Here is a 17,201-nt window from a genome sequence, read left to right on the forward strand (position 1 = left end):
ATTTTCTCCTTATCTCGCACTAAGTGTATTAAATCCCATTTCGTTTGTAGCTCCGGTAATTACCTGAAGCTCAACTTCAAGTGTACCATCTTCTCTAAGTGTATGCTCGTTAGCTCCGGCAATCTTGTCAACATAAGCAAGAGTACCGATAACCTTGTCAAGCTTAGGAAGAATAACAACCTGGTTAGCATTACCGCCGGTTACAAGAGCATTTGCAGCTGCATTTGCATCTGCAAGTGACTGTGACTTACCATCACGTCCTGCATACTCATCAGTAATAATAACAGTCTTAATTCCCTTAGCCTCAATCTTTGTACAGTTCATAATAAGGTCTGTATCAGGGTTACCAAAACCTTCCTCAGATATAATAACAGCATCAAGTCCAAGCATCTCGCAAAGCTTTGCTGTCTGGTTTGATGAACGCTGCTTATCAGCAAGGTATACGTTCTCGTTTGTAATGATATGTGCTACAAAGTTGATTGTCTTTCCATGCTCTGCATACAAGTCTTCAATAACAGGGTTGTTCTGATGTGCATAAGTCTGGTTCTTATCACAAGAAGAAACACAGTTACCGGAGATGATAGCTCCGTCCATATCCTCTGTTGGATAAAGTACTGTAGGGAGGATCTTCTTCGCATCAACACCATATACATAGGTGTCGTGAAGAAGTCCCTGGCTCTGAAGCATCTGTACATAACCAACTCTAGGAAGTCCAGGGAACTTCTCAAAGCCTTCTTTAAGTGTAGGCGCTTCATATACTACTGTCTCATCAGGTGTAAGGTTTCTAGCAAGCTCACCGATATAAGCAGCTACATTAAGACCTGCCATACGAACTGCATGCTCATAGTCGTGAGGAGCAACTCCATCAACGCCTTCGCAGATAAGGCAAAGGTTAAGTAACTTTGAATATGGTGTATACTGTGCTCCAAGACCGGTCATATCGATGATACCTTCCTGGAAACCAACAATAGGTCCACAAGTAACTACCGCCATATCCTTAAGGCAATAGGTCTTTCCTGAACCAACTGTGTCAACAGGGGCTACAACACCAGGGAAGATGCCTCCGTTTCCTTCTACCTTTACTCTAGGCTCGATTACGTCCTTAACAGGTGTAATTCTTACGGACTCGCCTGGTTTAGCAATGTCAAAGTCAGCACATTTAAGCTTCTCCTGCTCAAGAACTATCTTAATAAGCTCTTCTTTGTTCACATAGAGAACTCCGCCTTCGATCTTTGACGTTGTTGCAAATTGGATGTCTTTGATGAAAATCTTTCCAAGTTCCAGTTTCACAACTCATACCTCCTAATCATAATGTGTATTATTTTCAAACAATTCAAATGTCTGAAATCGTTTTAATCATAGGGATGTTGTATTATGATTCAACCACTCATAATTATTATCCTTATTACTAAAATCATGTTCCAACACTTAAATCATTTATAGGAAAATTAAATAATACTTTCCTACTTGAAACCTCCTATATTATATCATATTTCACTAATATTGTAATCCAAAAAATGCACATTTTCTGTATTTTCTATGTTTTCGATAGTTTTAAGAATGTAATCGCGTTCATAAGCGTGCTTATTTTAAATATTGCACAAAAAGGGTCATTGTATATTTTTACCATAGATATGCCCGTTATTTATACTATTTTCTGATAATTGTATTTTTTTGCACAAAATATAACTATGATTGTAACTTTTTATATTTTACAATTTTTTCTGCTAGAATTTCATTTTAAATCTTAAGTCATAATTTTTCATTATTTATAGTAAAATATCAATAAAAAAGAACCCTTTCACAAGCAGGTATACCCTGCTTACAAAACTAAGGTTCTTAATATATAACTATTTGAGTGCTTCGAAGGATTCAATTCCACTTGAAATCAAAGTAAAATCTATGAACTGTTTATCCTCGTCAGTTCCTTCTCTAAATTCGTCTGCTCTCTTAACAAACTTTTTGCAGTTATCAATCGCATCTTCTATCATAAGCAGGGAGTCTGCGTCTACATCTCCCTCAACTATATGAACCATAACTGACTTATAAGGTGTCTGTCCCGGTTTGATACTGCCAGAGAGCGGGTGAGTAAGGAGTACTGAACCTTTATGTATCATGTCTCTTAACTTTTCCATAACATTTAGAATGTCACCCTCTACAAAGTCAATGTTATAATTACCTTCTATTTTTTCTTTAACCAACGGATTGTTAGTAACTATCAAAACTTCTTGCTTTTTCATTTAATTTCACCTTTATACAAAAAACTTACGGCTGCAGCCATCTTTATCTAAATGGTAAAGAAACTGCAGCCGGTATATTGTCTTACTATGTAAAACTAGTCTTAGCTTACATATCCTGCCTTCTGAAGTATTTCAACTGACTTTGCCTTATTTGCATCAGATACTCTGATGATAGGACCTGTACAACCCATACCACTTTCAGCATAGATATTTTCTTTCCAAAGTACCTTAACAGCATCTTCAAGATCCATAACTTCTACGCCAGGAATCTGAGCTGTAACTATTTCCTTTGGAGGCTCTTTTACGTCTTCACTTGGAGCTGCGCTCTTCTCACGAGCAGCCTTAAGCTCAGAAAGTATCTTATCAAGGCCGGCCTTCTTGGCAGCCTTAAACTCAGCATCAGCCACATCAAATACTTTTCCTCTTACAAGCTGCGCTGCATAGCGGATAGCATTTGCTATAACAGGAGTACCTGAAGCACGGGAAATAATCATAACTAAGTTCTTATATCCCTCGCCAATACCAGGACCGTATCCAAATCCGCTTGCTTCGTAGCTTCCACCTGTAGTGAAGGAAGAAAGCATCTTGCTCATTACATTACCTGTAAGTGAATCCATAACCATGATATCAGGAGTAGCCCTTAATACATCGTTACCTCTCATTACACAGCCGCCATCAGATCTGCTTGACTCTGTGAAACGGATGTCATAGCCGCCTTCCTGAAGTCTCTTAAGTTCTTTCTCTGTCTGTCTTGCACCATCTACGTTAAGAATACCTACTGTTGGCTCTTTAACTCCACAAGCCTTAGCTGTGATGATACCATAGATAGCATTCTTTATCATACCTTCAATACGGTCAGTGCTTGAAGTACCTGTAGTATTGGCAATGAATAGTTCCTTACCAACACCAGGTGTAATTGCACGTCCTACTGTAGATACACCGATTGGGAATGGATAATGCATTGTAACCGCGCCGTCAATCTCGCCTGATGCAAGCATTTCGTCCATTTTATCATGTCCTTCTTCATCGTTACTAACCTTAACAGTAGTAACTCCTTCTGCCTCAAGAGTACCGATGTAATATACATCAATCCCATCTCTTGCAGCCTCAATCGCAGCCTTCATGGTAGTCTCTTCGCCATGCTCAGAACCCATACCTGTAAGCGCAATCTTAGGTCTCTTACCGAAGCTTCCTGTTTCAAGGCCTTCAGCCATTTCAAGGAAGGTATCGGCAATTATCTTTTCAATTCCTTTTCCCATTACATTTCCACCTTCCTCAGATTATTCTGTTACCAAAGATGCTGCAAACTCTTTCATAGCCTTAGCTATAAGTCCCTTTACCTCTTCCTCTGATACTCCGCTTTCCTTGCTGTCAGCAGAAGTATTAGCCTGAATTACAAAGGAAACACCGTCAAAAAGGTTTGTCATTCTTCCAAGGAAGAGTGAACCCTTACCAACTATCATAGCCTTCTTGATGTTGCCGGCTAAGATATCTTCTCTAGCAAATCCGATATATGGAGCACCTGATGGGATGTGTCCCTGAGTAGGAGCAAAGCCTACAAGACCATGCTTCTCGATGAAAGCAGGAATCTCAGTTCTCTCAATCTGACCCTTCTTTACAGCAAGAGCAGCTATCATCTTATAGTTAGCCTCAGGAACGTCTCCTGCTCCTGCTGGCTTAGTAATATCAGGATTCTGCATCTCTGTGGCAAATTTATCTATATCAGTAATCTTAAGTCCTACTTTCTCAAGTGGATCAGCAACAAGGCTTCCGATTACGTTCTGAGGAGCTGAACCTGTACCAACTGTATGACGTCCAATGATCTCAAGGTTAATCTCAGGGCTTACACCGTCATTCTCAGCAATGAGAATACAAAAAGAAGCAATACAATCCTCAAGAAGTGGAACATCCTTCTTTACATGATCCTTACCGTTCATACCAAGCTTAGGTACGCAGCCACCACCGATTACAGCAACTGTCTTATAAGCACCTGCCTTAACAAGTGAAGCAGCCTCGATAAGAGCGTGTGCAGGACCTGCACAGAAGCCTCTTGCATCTGAACCGGTAGCGTTTACAAGACCAGCTATCTCAGCAACAGCCTTTGCAAAGTTACCGCCACCACGCTGGTTAACGTCACCACAAGCCTCTTCTGAACAATCGATAACGTATTCAACATCTTCTTTAGCTACGCCTGTGCTCTTAAGTGAGTGAAGTACTGCAAGTACGCTTGAAGCCTTATTTACAAGGTTCTCGTGCATAACCTCAGCTGAAAGGTTTACGTCGATATCGTGAGCACGCTTAACGCAGCCTACAAGTGTCTCCCCATAATAAAGACCTTCTGCACCGTCATTATTAACGAACTGCTCGATTTCTGAAAGCTCAAAACCTTCGTGAACTCTTGCCATTATATCTTCTGTGATTACAGGATCTGCTGCAAGCTCAGCCTTGTGAGCTGCTACAAAGCCTTTCTCAAGCATAACTACTTCAAATACATCACTAGCCTGAACTAAAAGAAGGAACTCTGCCTCAGGCATAATCTCACCAAACTTACCGTATCTCTCAGCACCTGCCATCTTCTTGTCAAAGTAAGGGAATTCTACCTCTCTGAACTGAGCAGGTGTAGCATTGCCAATGTAAACCTGATTTGGCCAGTAATCAACAACATCCTGATAGCTTCTGAGATGACTTGGTACACCCTTTAAGAATTCTGAATCAGGGTTAACAATCTTCTCAGTTACAGCTGTAGAACCATTGTGAATTATCATGCTTGGTGTATGCGCAAGTGCATAACCTGTTCCTTTAATAATACTGTTCATACTTTCCACCTCGTTTTATTAGTTTTTTACCTTCTAAGCACTTGGTTATATAATAAATATCCCCCAAATGTTGATTTCTTTTTCTTGTAAGAATATTTTTGAAGTAATTTTTGACACTCAATGGATGATAATTGAATCATTAAAAACTACAATCACAAAAATGGCGATGAGGCAGTTAAACCTCATCGCCACCTCTTAACTCTTAAATTGCAAAGCTTATTTATAGATATTTGCAATACTCGTTTCTGATGTTAGTCATCTCTTCAATGATTCCGTCAACATCAAGAACCATCTCCATCATACTAACCTGGTCATCATAAACGCTTGCATCAACTTCTGCTTTTATCTCTGGTTCGCAAATATGGTATACTGTGAGTCCAAGCTGAACTCCTGTCAATGGACCTGCAAAAGTAGGATCTCCAGCTGTAACAGTCTCAGCTGCAAGGCCTGCTGCCTCACCCTCTGCTGCACCAAGAACTACTACTACGTTCTCAGGACCGTACTTCTCTGAAAATTCCTTTACTCTTTTCTGGTTTTCAAGATCCATTGCACCTGCGCTCGTTCAAACGAAGCACTCAGTAGATGCAAAAATTACTTCACCACCGGCTGACTCTACACAGGCACTAATAGCTGGGCCCGGTACACCGTCACGATCGCCGATGATTACTACCTTTTTGTCTTTTAAGATAGCCATCATATTCTCCTTTCAAAAGTGTTTCAATATATCGTTAAAGCTTATGCTTTAAACGCATTTTAATACAACTCATAGTTTATCACAGTTGCAATAAAATTTCAATACTCTGGGAATACACTATAATTATTGTAAAAATTCATGTAAAAACCACAGTAATTTTAGATTTTTTTACAATAGGTTAAATTACTTTTGGTTTAATTACTTTGCGTACTTCTCAACCATAGCTCTGATAGCTGGCTCTGTACAATCTTCCTTAGCAAGCTCTTCAACCTTCTCGCCACCCTTGTAGATAGCCATAACAGGAAGTCCTAAAATCTTCTGTCCGATTGCAAGACGACGAGCCTGAGTTGTGTTGAGTGCACAGAATTTGAGCTTTCCTTCAAACTCATCAGCAAGTCCGTGTACAAATGGCATAAGAGCCTGACAAGGTACACAGCCATCACCGTAAAAATCAACGAATACATATCCGTCAGCCTCAAGTACCTCTGGTCCAAATGTTTCCTTATTTACTTCTAACATATCTATGTCCTCCTATAAATTGTATTTTATTAAATTATCTAATTTCATTGATACAGTACTACAAAAGATTAGATTGTAATACTTGTATAATTAGATAAGTCCGTTTACATACTTATCACACATTGTTGCTGCGATAGCACCATCTGCTGCAGCAGTTACAACCTGACGAAGCTCTTTTACTCTAACATCACCAACTACAAATACACCAGGGATGTTGGTACGCATGTTATCATCAGTAATGAAGTAGCCTCTCTCATCAAGCTCAAGACCTGTATCTTTGAAAAGGTCTGAGTTAGGGATTCTTCCGATGAAACCGAAGAGACCGAACATACCGTCATCTTCATTTGCTACAATGTGAGTAACCTCACCTGTCTTTACATTCTTAACATCCATCTCTGAAAGGATGCCGTCTCCATAAAGCTTTGTAACAGCACTGTCCCACATAAAGTGAAGATTCTCAATCTTGAAAGCCTTCTCCTGAATGGACTTAGCAGCTCTAAGCTCATCTCTTCTATGAATGATAGTAACATTTCTTGCAAACTTTGTAAGATACATAGCTTCCTCAACAGCTGAGTCTCCACCGCCAACTACATATACGTCAAAGCCTTCGAAGAAGTTAGCATCACAGGTAGCGCAGTAAGATACACCCTTACTTGCGAACTCTTTCTCTCCTTCACAGCCAATTGGTCTTGGATAAGCTCCTGTTGCAATAATAACTGTCTTTCCTTCATAAGTACCATTATTACAGGTAACCTTCTTTACATCACCCTTAAGCTCAACAGAAACAACTGTGTCGCTTACACGTTCACATCCAAAATGCTCACACTGTTTTGTCATTCTGGCAATAAGACTTGGACCGCTCTCTCCTTCAAGAACCTGTCCAGGATAGTTCTCAATCTCATCTGTGATTGCTATCTGTCCGCCATCACTTCCCTTTTCAATGATAAGAGTAGAAAGTCTGGCTCTTCCACCGTAAAGGCCTGCTGCAAGGCCGCCAGGTCCTGCCCCAAGAATAATTACATCATACAGCTTACTCATAGTTCACACTCCTTTTTTTCATTTTCAATCCAAGTTATATGGATATAGCCAAATGATTTGCAAAAATTTGCAAGATCTTGCATTTAATTGCAAAATCTCACAAATTTTATTCAATAATTTGATTTACAACATCATGCACATTCTATTATACAACACATCTACCATATTTGTAAAATACTTTTTAAACGCATTCTCTACTTTTGTACTTTTTCATCATTTTTAAGTGCTTTTATTGTAGAAATTGCCGTCATTACCTCTATTTTAATTTACTTTCAACTAGATATAGCATTGAAGGTAAGTATATAAGAGCTGATTATTATATTTTTGACATCCGCACCATTATAGTATATTATATCCATGCGCGTAAGCCCTAAATAACGACAATGAGTCATCTTTTTAATATTATTGAAAGAGGTTAGATAAATTGGCACATAAAGCAACTAAAGAACAGAGAAACAAAAATCTTCGTTCCTTCGTTATAGCAACCTACAAATTTATTGAAGAGGATAACTTTAATAGCATTCACATCAGAAGTATCGCTAAAAATGCGGGGTTTCACAATTCTACAATATACACATACTTTAAGGATGCTGAATACCTAATATCGTTAGCTTCCGTCAAGTTCTTTGAACAGTATATCCATTCACCGGCGGAATTAAGCGACCGTAACTTATCCGACAAGGAAAACTTTTTTGAAATATGGCGTTTCTTCTGTCTGAACGCATTTAAGTATCCTGAGATATATCACAACTTTTTTTTTGGAAGACATAGCGATGACCTGACATCTATATTCAAAGAGTATTACACCATCTTTCCAGACGAAGAGTATAAACACTCCTCGAAGACGCACAGCATGTATGTAGGGAAAAATATAAACATCAGATGTCTTGATATACTAAAACCACTTATAGGCTTAGATGGCAACAGATTGAGCGAGGAAAATGTTACTATTGCCAATAGTTTGATTATAGCTTATTTTAAGGCTCTTTTGGAGCAGGTGCTTGTATACAGAAAAGATAACAAGGAAGTAGACACCGATGAATTAACAACTCAGTTCATGACCACCCTTGAATTTATAATTAAAACAGACTAGAAAAACATCAACTGAATTTCTTATAAAAAGTCTAGTTGAGGCTTTTCCCAAGCTTTATCCCATCTGCAATGGGATAATCATGATTTATTTATAGTATTTTATCTATAAATATTGTATTAATATCATATAAAACAATTTTACAAATTGCATGATATATTATATTATAATATCATCTTTGGTTCACACAATACCATCATATGTGAATAGGAGAAAGCAGGAATCTGGGAACCTGCTTTCTTTTTTTTTGCAAAAAAATACAAGAAAGAATCCTGTAACTAAACATTCTTTCTTGTACCATTTCTATTTTATTCCAGTACCTTTTTTAATATATTCTCCCAAGAAAGCTTTGATACACAGTCAGCATTAGCCTTGCTTTCATCATTAATGCTTTCAGCAATAGCCTTTGCAAGCCTTGCTTCAAACTCTGGCAGTTCTTCTTTTACTGGCTCATCCATATTTACAAGGGTGGGCAGCTTGACATATCTTATATTAGCTTCAGGTGCGTTATTCGCAAAGAATTCAGGCACTCCCGGAAGGGTTGTCACTACAACCTTCATACCGCAGGCAAGAGCCTCTATCACAACAAGAGGTATGGCATCAAAAAATGATGGCAGAACAAAGATATCACTGCTTCTATATCGGTCTGCAACTTGAAGAGGGGTTAGCCTTCCTGTGAACTCCACCTTATATTTACAGTTCTTTGCTAATTCTTTTATAATCCCATACTCTTCTTCATTCCCTGCTCCACCTACCAAAGTAAGCTCCAGTTTATCTTCAGGAATATCAAGTTTATTAAGACATCTCAAAAGGCTCATAACTCCTTTTTTCTCTGCCACCTTTCCTGTAAAAAGCAGGCGTTTAACAGACTTTTCTTCTGTGCGTCCTACAGCATTAAATATACTCTGATTGTAGCCAATCCCAACCAGTGTAATCTTATCTTCCTCTACACCATAGGCTTTTACAACCTCATCTGCCTGAGCCTTTTGTGGCGCAAATATCCTGTCAAGCTTTCTTACATTTTCTATAATATAATCTCTTTCAAGATTATGCTTGCCCATCTGCCTGATATCAGTATTGTGGCAGAAACCATATACCTTTGTGCGAGGATATCTCTCCCTCACAAGACTTGTAAGGAGGTAGAGATGGTGGCATAAGATAATATCAGGCTTAATCTCCTCCACAGCTCTTTCAATCACTGTTAAAAATGCCTTCTTAAACTTCTCTTCCATATCGCGAGTCATGTCACAATAACGGCTACTCTCGTAAGGCATCTCATCCGACATTCCGAATATATTAAAGGGCAGCTCAGGTGAATTGTAGTATACAGGGTAAAACTTCGCAGAATCAGGCAGGTTCACAACATCCTCCTTATACACTCCTGCAACCACCCCCTGAGTATGTCCCTGTTCAGCCATTACTCTCACCAATTCGGTCAGATATATACCACTACCCGTAGACATAGGCTTTTGAGCAATTATATTTAATATTCTCATTTATATCTCCTATCTGCATGCGGTTTCTCATAGAATTTTTTATTCGATTGGAAATTGTTGAAAACTTCCCATTAAATAAAAAATGGGCGCTGCATAAACAGCACCCAAAACGGATATACTCCGATATATTCTGGCGAAGGCGTGTGAGAATCGAACTCACCCGGGACGCAAACGCGCCCTACACTGGTTTTGAAGACCAGGAGGCACACCAGTTACCTAACCGCCCCCAAAAAGACAACGGGAATATTATATCGCATTTTTTGCGGTCTGTCAATCAGATTAGGCAACTATGTATAGCCTGTTCTTTAAGTCCTGCCTCCTTTAGAACTTCTCTTATTCTATCCTCATTTTCAGGAGCAGAACACCAGGCAAGTCCACAACCGGCTGAAATCACCTTAGGTACGGGAATCATCCTGCCGGGAACGTTCTTTTCTTCACAGAGGTTCTCCATCTTCATGGCATCTGTGGTATTGCTAAAGGTCACTACAATTTTTGCTTCTTTTGCTCTCATTTATACCTCTTATGGACGGATTACAAGACCTGAATCAGCCATAGTCTGCGCAATATCATACATGTTGGATACCTGTCCTACCTGAAGCTTCTCAGCTATTCCGTAGAAATTGAGACAGGTTCCACAGGTCATAATATTTACTCCCGCCTTCTCAAGGTTCTTAAGGTCCTCAAGTGATGCAGAGCCTTCTACCGTAAGATGAGCTCCACCATTGTAGAAGATGATATTATCAGGGGTTGGAGTTACATTGGTAAGCGCAAAGATAAATGCCTTCATAAGGTTCTTACCAAGTTCATCATCTCCGCTTCCCATGGTTGCACTTGAGATAACTACAGTTGTAGGTCCTGACTTCTTCTCATTTTCATTCTTTTCTGCACCAGCATCAGGCTTAACCTCTATACGTACAACAAACTCCTCATCCGACTTCTTTTCACTTGCCGCTGCAAAATTGCTTTTAGCTGCGAGCTTTAAGAGATTCTGAACTGCTGTATCGTTATCAACCACAACCTCAACAATACCTTCCTCAGTAAATTCTTCCATAGCTTTTTTTGCTGTAACTACAGGCAATGGACAAGCCATTCCTTTACAATCAAGTTTCTTTTCCATACTAACCTCCACATATATTATAGTTTCTCTTAACCCGCATATCTTTCAAATATATGATAAAAGTGCCAAAAATGGGTAAATAGCCTATACTCTTTCATACGATATGTGTTCAAGAGTTCTTTTAACTATTAAAGTCTACCATTTTTACTTCTAATAGTCTAATAGACAATACCTATAAATATTGTCTATTATATGAATAATCTATAAGAAAGTTCTATTCCTATCAAGACTATGAAATCTCGCTAATGAATATTTTATGTTATCGTACCAAAAACTAAAATTCGCTTGAAGCTTTAACAGGACTATTATCTTTTGCCACTCTAAATACGACTAAACTTCATTAGCAGGTAAAATTTATTCCTCTGCAAGAGTCCTTACGGCACTTATGGCTGTATCAATCTCCTCTTCTGTATTGAAATGAGAAAAACTAAATCTCACCGCTCCCTGCTCCACAGTTCCGAGTGCCTTATGCATAAGAGGCGCACAATGTCCTCCCGGTCTTGTGGCTATATCAAAGCGCTCAAATAGCTCATCACTTACAGCACCTGATTCATAATCAGCAAGGTTTAATGAAACTATAGGGCATCTGTCGCTAGTCTCAAAGTCTCCGTAGATTTTGATTCCCTTGATATCCTTTACACCATTATAAAATCTCCACATAAGCGAGAGTTCTCTATCGTGGATTGTACTCATTCCGTATTCATTGATATAATCAATGGCTGCATCAAGCCCTGCTATTCCGTGGCCGTTAAGAGTACCCGCTTCAAGCCTTGTAGGCATTTCAGGCGGTTGATGCTCACTATATGTCTGTACCCCGGTTCCCCCCGAGAGATAAGGGCGGACATCGACTCCTGTCCTTACATAGATACCACCTGTACCCTGAGGTCCAAGCAGTCCCTTATGCCCTGTAAAGCAAAGGATATCTATACCCAGTTCTTTCACATCTATAGGAAATACTCCCGCAGTCTGAGATGCATCCACTATAAAGAGAAGGTCATGCTTCTTTGCAATTTCTCCAACCCTTTTTATATCCACAAGATTGCCTGTGAGATTGGAGCCTGCAGTTGTAATAATAGCCTTGGTATTAGGATTAATAAGTCTCTCAAAATCTTCATAGTTTGGCCTGCCAAGCTTATCAGCAGACACAAAGGAAAGCCCTACACCTTCATCACGAATCTGATAAAGAGGGCGAAGCACAGAGTTATGCTCGAGACAGGTAGATATAACCGCATCACCCTTTTCAAACAACCCCTTAATTACAATGTTTAGGCCTTCAGTTGCATTCATGGTAAACACTATATTAGAAGGTCCTTCTGCATTAAAAAACTTGGCTAACTTCATCCTTGTTGAAAATACGGTTCTGGAGGCTCCAAGCGAGGCTGAATGTGTACCTCTCTCTGCATTACCTAAGGTTGTAAGTGCCTCAGACACAGCCTCTACAACCTCCTTAGGCTTTACTCTCGTTGTTGCTGCATTATCTAAGTATATCATTCTAATCCTCCCTATATCTTCTTATTTCTTCAAGTCTTTTCTTAAATTCCTTCTCTGCTCCCATGCCATCAGGTTCATAATAATGCCTGTCTGCCAAAGATTCGGGCAGGCATTTCATCTTAGTAATCTTATCCTCATAATTATGTGCATACTGATAGCCCTTGCCATAATCAAGTTCAGCCATAAGAGAAGTCGGCGCATTTCTTATGTGTAGAGGCACAGGCTCTGAAAATGTCTTCGCCGCATCATCCCTAGCCTTGTAATACCCTACTTCCATGGCATTGGACTTAGGCGCCAATGCCATATAGGTCACAGCTTCAGCAAGGTTTACATTGCACTCAGGCATTCCAAGAAAATGGCAGGCCTGATAAGCAGCAACAGCCAGAGGAAGAGCCTGAATATCAGCTAGTCCCACATCTTCGCTTGCAAACCTTATTACCCTTCTTGCTATGTAAAGCGGTTCTTCGCCTGCTTCTAACATACGGGCAAGCCAGTACATAGCCGCATCAGGGTCTGAATTCCTCATTGACTTATGTAGGGCAGAGATTAGGTTATAATGCTCCTCACCGTTTTTATCATAGAGTAAAGCCTTCTTACCTGTACACTGCTCTACTATTTCCCTTGTTACTATAGTTTTTTCCTTGGTAAGTTCTCCGTTGTTTATCGCCATTTCAAGGGTATTTAGAGCAGTTCTTGCATCACCGTTTGAGAATAAAGCTATAGCACGAACGAGTTCATCCTCTATCTCAACATTTAACATACCAAAGCCTTTTTTATCCTTAAGCGCCCTTGTCAGAAGCTTAAATATATCATCAGTTGTAAGCTGTTTTAATACAAATACCTTACACCTTGAAAGCAAAGCGGCATTTATCTCAAACGAGGGATTCTCAGTGGTCGCACCAATAAGTACTATACTTCCTCTTTCTACAAATGGCAAAAAGGCATCCTGCTGTGCCTTATTGAAACGGTGAATCTCGTCTACAAACAAGACAGTCTTCATTCCCATTTTTCTGGTTTCCTCAGCCTTCGCCATCACATCCTTAATCTCTTTAATTCCGCTTGTAACCGCACTGAAGTTGATAAACTGCGAATGAGTCTTGGCTGCTATTATTCCAGCAAGCGTGGTCTTACCTACTCCCGGAGGCCCCCAGAATATCATAGATGTAATATTATCGTTTTCTATCAGCTTTCTAAGTATCTTGCCTTCGCCTATCAAATGTTCCTGTCCTGCAAATGCAGAAAACTCCTCCGGCCTTAACCTGTCAGCCAGAGGAGTAACATTACGGCCTGTGTCAAAAAAAGACATCTGTTCCATTATGCTATTTCGCCTTTATTAGTTGTTTTTTTCTTAAGTGTTATTCCTTTTTTAGGAGGCTTGTCATCAGAATATATAATCTGAGGCTTTTCCTCCCCTTTTACAGCTGCAACAGTCACTATACACTTCACTGCCTTCTCTTCAGAAGGAAGTGTAAACATGGTGTCAAGCATGGTCTTCTCCATTATGGCTCTAAGGCCTCTTGCACCGGTCTTTCTCTCAGCTGACTGCTTGGCTATTTCCCTTATGGCGTCTTCCTCGAATACCAGTTCAACGCCGTCAAACTCCAGAAGCTTCTTATACTGCTTAACCATAGCATTCTTAGGCTCTGTGATTATACGCATAAGTGCTTCTTCATCAAGCAAATCAAGGGTGACTACTATAGGTACTCGCCCGATAAACTCAGGTATCATACCGAATTTAACAAAATCCTGTGGAGCAATCTGCTTAAGCAGTTCAGATACATCTTTCTTAGATTTATCCTCTATCTCACCACCAAAACCGATGGATTTCTTATCAATTCTTGCGCCGATGATCTTCTCTATTCCATCAAAAGCTCCACCACAGATGAAAAGGATATCCTTTGTATCTATCTGTAAAAACTCCTGATGAGGATGCTTTCTTCCACCCTGAGGCGGTACGGAAGCAACCGTTCCTTCTAGCATCTTGAGAAGCGCCTGCTGAACACCCTCACCCGATACATCTCTGGTTATGGAGGTATTCTCAGACTTTCTGGTTATCTTGTCTATCTCATCGATGTAGATAATGCCATGTTCTGCTCTATCTATGTCGTAGTCAGCTGACTGGATGAGCTTAAGAAGTACATTTTCAACATCTTCGCCCACGTAGCCTGCTTCAGTAAGAGTTGTAGCATCAGCTATTGCAAAAGGCACATTGAGAAGCTTGGCTAAGGTCTGGGCAAGATAAGTCTTACCTGAACCTGTTGGCCCAACCATAACGATGTTACTCTTCTGCAGCTCAACCTCCAGACTCTTTCCCATTGACACTCTCTTATAATGGTTATAAACCGCTACAGCAAGAGCCTTCTTGGCATCATCCTGGCCTATTACATACTGGTCAAGAAAATCCTTAATCTGCTCAGGTTTGTAGAGGTTGAAGCCATCTACAGCCTCATCAAGTTCAAACTCTTCTTCGATGATTTCAGAACAAAGGCTTACACACTCATCACAGATGTATACACCATGACCTGCGATGAGCTTTCTAACCTGATCCTGTGGCTTACCACAAAAAGAACACTTCAATTTGCCCTGATCGTTACTTTTTGCCATCTATATCATTCCTCTATTCTATGCTCTCTTGGTAACTATTTCATCAATAAGACCATAAGCCTTGGCTTCTTCTGCAGTCATGAAGTTGTCACGCTCTGTATCTCTTTCAATATCCTCTAAAGGTCTTCCTGTATTAGCCGCAAGCATCTCATTAAGCCTCTTACGAGTCTTTATGATGTTGTCCGCTACAATCTTGATATCAGAAGCCTGACCTCTTGCACCGCCAGATGGCTGGTGTATCATTATCTCAGAGTTAGGAAGTGCAAGTCTCTTGCCCTTTGCACCACCCGCCAGCAGGAAAGCTCCCATGCTCGCTGCAAGTCCCATACAAATGGTAGATACATCACACTTGATATAATTCATAGTGTCATAAATAGCCATTCCCGCAGTTACTGAACCGCCCGGGCTGTTTATGTAAAGATGTATGTCTTTGGAAGGATCTTCTGCCTCAAGGAAGAGTAGCTGAGCAATAATAACACTTGCCGATACATCTGTTACCTCTTCGCCCAAGAAGATAATTCTGTCTTCCAGAAGTCTGGAGTAAATATCGTATGATCTTTCTCCTCGGCTGGTCTGTTCAATGACATAAGGCACTAAACTCATATTTTCCCTCCGGTACTATTCTAATTATTCTTCTGTTGTTTCTTCTTTTTTCTTTCTTGGCTTTCTTGCAGCCTTCTTTGGAGCCTCTTCGGCATCAGCTTCTAACGCTGCATCTCTGATGAAGTCAACTGCCTTAGATACTGCAAGGTCAGCCATCATGCTCTTCTTCTCTTCTTCACCGATAGCCTCTCTTAGCTTCTCTATCTCCATATTGTATGACTTTGACATCTCTTCAAGCTCTTTGTTGAAATCTTCCTCAGAAGCCTCAATCTTCTCAGCCTTTACAATAGCCTCAAGCACAAGTCTGCTCTGGATTCTCTTAAGCGCCTGTGGTCTGAGGTTCTCCATAAATGCATCAGGAGTCATTCCTGTGAACTGGAAATACTGCTCTGGGCTAAGTCCCTGCTGACGGATCCTGTTTGCAAAATCCTGCGCCATCTGGCGTGTCTGTGATTCAATCATAGCCTCAGGAATATCCATCTTAGCTGCCTCGATAACTTTGTCAATAACAGCCTCTTCCTTTGCACTCTTAGCAGTATTCTCTTTGCGCTCAGCTATTCTCTTCTTAAGTGCTTCTTTGTACTGATCTACAGTATCATACTCGCTGATATCCTGTACAAATTCATCATCAAGCTCAGGAAGCTCCTTACGCTTAATCTCCTTAAGAACTACCTTGAAAGTAGCAGGCTTTCCTGCAAGAGCCTTTGCGTGATACTCCTCAGGGAAGGTTACATTTACATCGAACTCATCTCCTGCCTTGTGTCCAACGATCTGGTCCTCAAAGCCTTCAATGAAAGCATGTGAACCAAGAGTAAGAGGATAATTCTCGCTCTTACCACCATCAAACTGCTTTCCGTCTACATATCCGTCAAAGTCAATAACGGTCTCATCGCCATTTTCAGCTGCGCCGTCCTCAACCTTGATTGTTCTTGCGTTTTTATTTCTATCCTGGTCAATCTCATTGTTAAGTTCTTCTTCTGAAACGCTTGTATCAGCCTTTGGAACTGAAACTCCCTTATACTCGCCAAGCTCAACCTCAGGCTTAACTGCTACTGTTGCAGTAAAGATGAAAGGCTTGCCCTTCTCAATCTGTGTTACTTCTATCTCAGGCTGTGAAACTATCTCTAAGTCGCTATCTTTAACAGCTTCTTCGTAAGCTGCACCGATAATCTCGTTAGCAGCGTCCTCAAAAAATACTTCTGCACCGTACATTTTCTCAATCATAGCAAGAGGTGCTTTTCCCTTACGGAAGCCCGGAACAGCAATTCTGTTCTTCTGCTTATGATATACTTTGTTGATTGCTTCCTCTAATTCTTTTGCTTCTCTTTCAATGGTAAGCTTTACCATATTCTTCTGCTCTAAATTCTCGATCTTTGCGCTCATATTAAATAATATCCTCCTTAAACTATAGCTAAATATATGCTATGACAGTTTATCATTATAGCATAGGGGCTTTGAAATTACAAGAGTTGTTATAAAATCACTGCCCCTAT

General features: G+C 40.2%; 16 protein-coding genes and 1 tRNA gene. 1 reads left to right on the forward strand and 16 read right to left on the reverse strand.

From position 1 onward, the window contains the following. Window positions 1-9 precede the first annotated feature (9 nt). The 7 genes from JJN12_RS07970 to trxB form a co-directional block, all read right to left on the reverse strand. Window positions 10-1,290: a glycine/sarcosine/betaine reductase component B subunit gene (locus JJN12_RS07970; RefSeq protein ID WP_208429177.1), complete on the reverse strand. Its 1,281-nt coding sequence runs from the start codon at window positions 1,288-1,290 to the stop codon at window positions 10-12. A gap of 560 nt (window positions 1,291-1,850) precedes the next feature. Next, on the reverse strand, window positions 1,851-2,240 hold the full coding sequence (locus JJN12_RS07975; RefSeq protein ID WP_208429178.1) for a GrdX family protein: 390 nt from the start codon (window positions 2,238-2,240) through the stop codon (window positions 1,851-1,853). Window positions 2,241-2,341: 101 nt separating this feature from the next. Beyond that, window positions 2,342-3,499, reverse strand: a complete 1,158-nt coding sequence (grdD, locus tag JJN12_RS07980) for a glycine/sarcosine/betaine reductase complex component C subunit alpha (protein ID WP_208429179.1) — start codon at window positions 3,497-3,499, stop codon at window positions 2,342-2,344. Between the two features lie 21 nt (window positions 3,500-3,520). Continuing rightward, window positions 3,521-5,056: a glycine/sarcosine/betaine reductase complex component C subunit beta gene (grdC, locus tag JJN12_RS07985; RefSeq protein ID WP_208429180.1), complete on the reverse strand. Its 1,536-nt coding sequence runs from the start codon at window positions 5,054-5,056 to the stop codon at window positions 3,521-3,523. Between the two features lie 220 nt (window positions 5,057-5,276). Next, window positions 5,277-5,750, reverse strand: coding sequence for a glycine/sarcosine/betaine reductase complex selenoprotein A (gene grdA / locus JJN12_RS07990; protein ID WP_208429181.1), 474 nt, complete (start codon window positions 5,748-5,750; stop codon window positions 5,277-5,279). 198 nt (window positions 5,751-5,948) lie between these two features. Further along, window positions 5,949-6,269 carry a thioredoxin TrxA gene (gene trxA / locus JJN12_RS07995; protein WP_208429182.1) on the reverse strand — a complete coding sequence of 107 codons (321 nt, stop codon included), beginning with the start codon at window positions 6,267-6,269 and terminating at the stop codon, window positions 5,949-5,951. 90 nt (window positions 6,270-6,359) lie between these two features. Further along, complete coding sequence (gene trxB / locus JJN12_RS08000; protein ID WP_208429183.1) at window positions 6,360-7,307, reverse strand: thioredoxin-disulfide reductase; 948 nt, start codon at window positions 7,305-7,307, stop codon at window positions 6,360-6,362. A 424-nt stretch (window positions 7,308-7,731) separates the two neighbouring features. On the opposite strand from trxB, the gene JJN12_RS08005 reads away from it, so the two are divergent. Beyond that, window positions 7,732-8,400: a TetR/AcrR family transcriptional regulator gene (locus JJN12_RS08005; RefSeq protein ID WP_208429184.1), complete on the forward strand. Its 669-nt coding sequence runs from the start codon at window positions 7,732-7,734 to the stop codon at window positions 8,398-8,400. 305 nt (window positions 8,401-8,705) lie between these two features. On the opposite strand, the gene JJN12_RS08010 is transcribed toward JJN12_RS08005, so the two are convergent. From JJN12_RS08010 to tig, 9 genes are all read right to left on the reverse strand, one after another. Further along, window positions 8,706-9,893, reverse strand: a complete 1,188-nt coding sequence (locus JJN12_RS08010; RefSeq protein WP_208429185.1) for a glycosyltransferase family 4 protein — start codon at window positions 9,891-9,893, stop codon at window positions 8,706-8,708. A 131-nt stretch (window positions 9,894-10,024) separates the two neighbouring features. Continuing rightward, window positions 10,025-10,121, reverse strand: a tRNA-Sec gene (locus JJN12_RS08015). 46 nt (window positions 10,122-10,167) lie between these two features. Further along, the gene (locus JJN12_RS08020) at window positions 10,168-10,404 is read right to left on the reverse strand and encodes a DUF3343 domain-containing protein (RefSeq protein ID WP_208429186.1); all 237 of its coding nucleotides are present in this window, start codon (window positions 10,402-10,404) and stop codon (window positions 10,168-10,170) included. A 9-nt stretch (window positions 10,405-10,413) separates the two neighbouring features. Further along, window positions 10,414-11,010: a sulfurtransferase-like selenium metabolism protein YedF gene (gene yedF / locus JJN12_RS08025; RefSeq protein WP_208429187.1), complete on the reverse strand. Its 597-nt coding sequence runs from the start codon at window positions 11,008-11,010 to the stop codon at window positions 10,414-10,416. Between the two features lie 354 nt (window positions 11,011-11,364). Next, window positions 11,365-12,501, reverse strand: a complete 1,137-nt coding sequence (locus tag JJN12_RS08030) for an aminotransferase class V-fold PLP-dependent enzyme (protein ID WP_208429188.1) — start codon at window positions 12,499-12,501, stop codon at window positions 11,365-11,367. A gap of 1 nt (window position 12,502) precedes the next feature. Then, window positions 12,503-13,816: a replication-associated recombination protein A gene (locus JJN12_RS08035; protein ID WP_208429189.1), complete on the reverse strand. Its 1,314-nt coding sequence runs from the start codon at window positions 13,814-13,816 to the stop codon at window positions 12,503-12,505. Beyond that, on the reverse strand, window positions 13,816-15,105 hold the full coding sequence (gene clpX, locus JJN12_RS08040; RefSeq protein WP_208429190.1) for an ATP-dependent Clp protease ATP-binding subunit ClpX: 1,290 nt from the start codon (window positions 15,103-15,105) through the stop codon (window positions 13,816-13,818). Before clpX ends, JJN12_RS08035 begins: the two co-directional genes overlap by 1 nt. A gap of 18 nt (window positions 15,106-15,123) precedes the next feature. Continuing rightward, complete coding sequence (gene clpP / locus JJN12_RS08045; RefSeq protein ID WP_208429191.1) at window positions 15,124-15,708, reverse strand: ATP-dependent Clp endopeptidase proteolytic subunit ClpP; 585 nt, start codon at window positions 15,706-15,708, stop codon at window positions 15,124-15,126. Window positions 15,709-15,732: 24 nt separating this feature from the next. After that, window positions 15,733-17,091, reverse strand: a complete 1,359-nt coding sequence (tig, locus tag JJN12_RS08050; RefSeq protein WP_208429192.1) for a trigger factor — start codon at window positions 17,089-17,091, stop codon at window positions 15,733-15,735. Window positions 17,092-17,201: the final 110 nt, after the last annotated feature.

It is taken from the genome of Catonella massiliensis (genome assembly GCF_016651435.1).
Taxonomy (GTDB): Bacteria; Bacillota; Clostridia; order Lachnospirales; family Lachnospiraceae; genus Catonella; species Catonella massiliensis.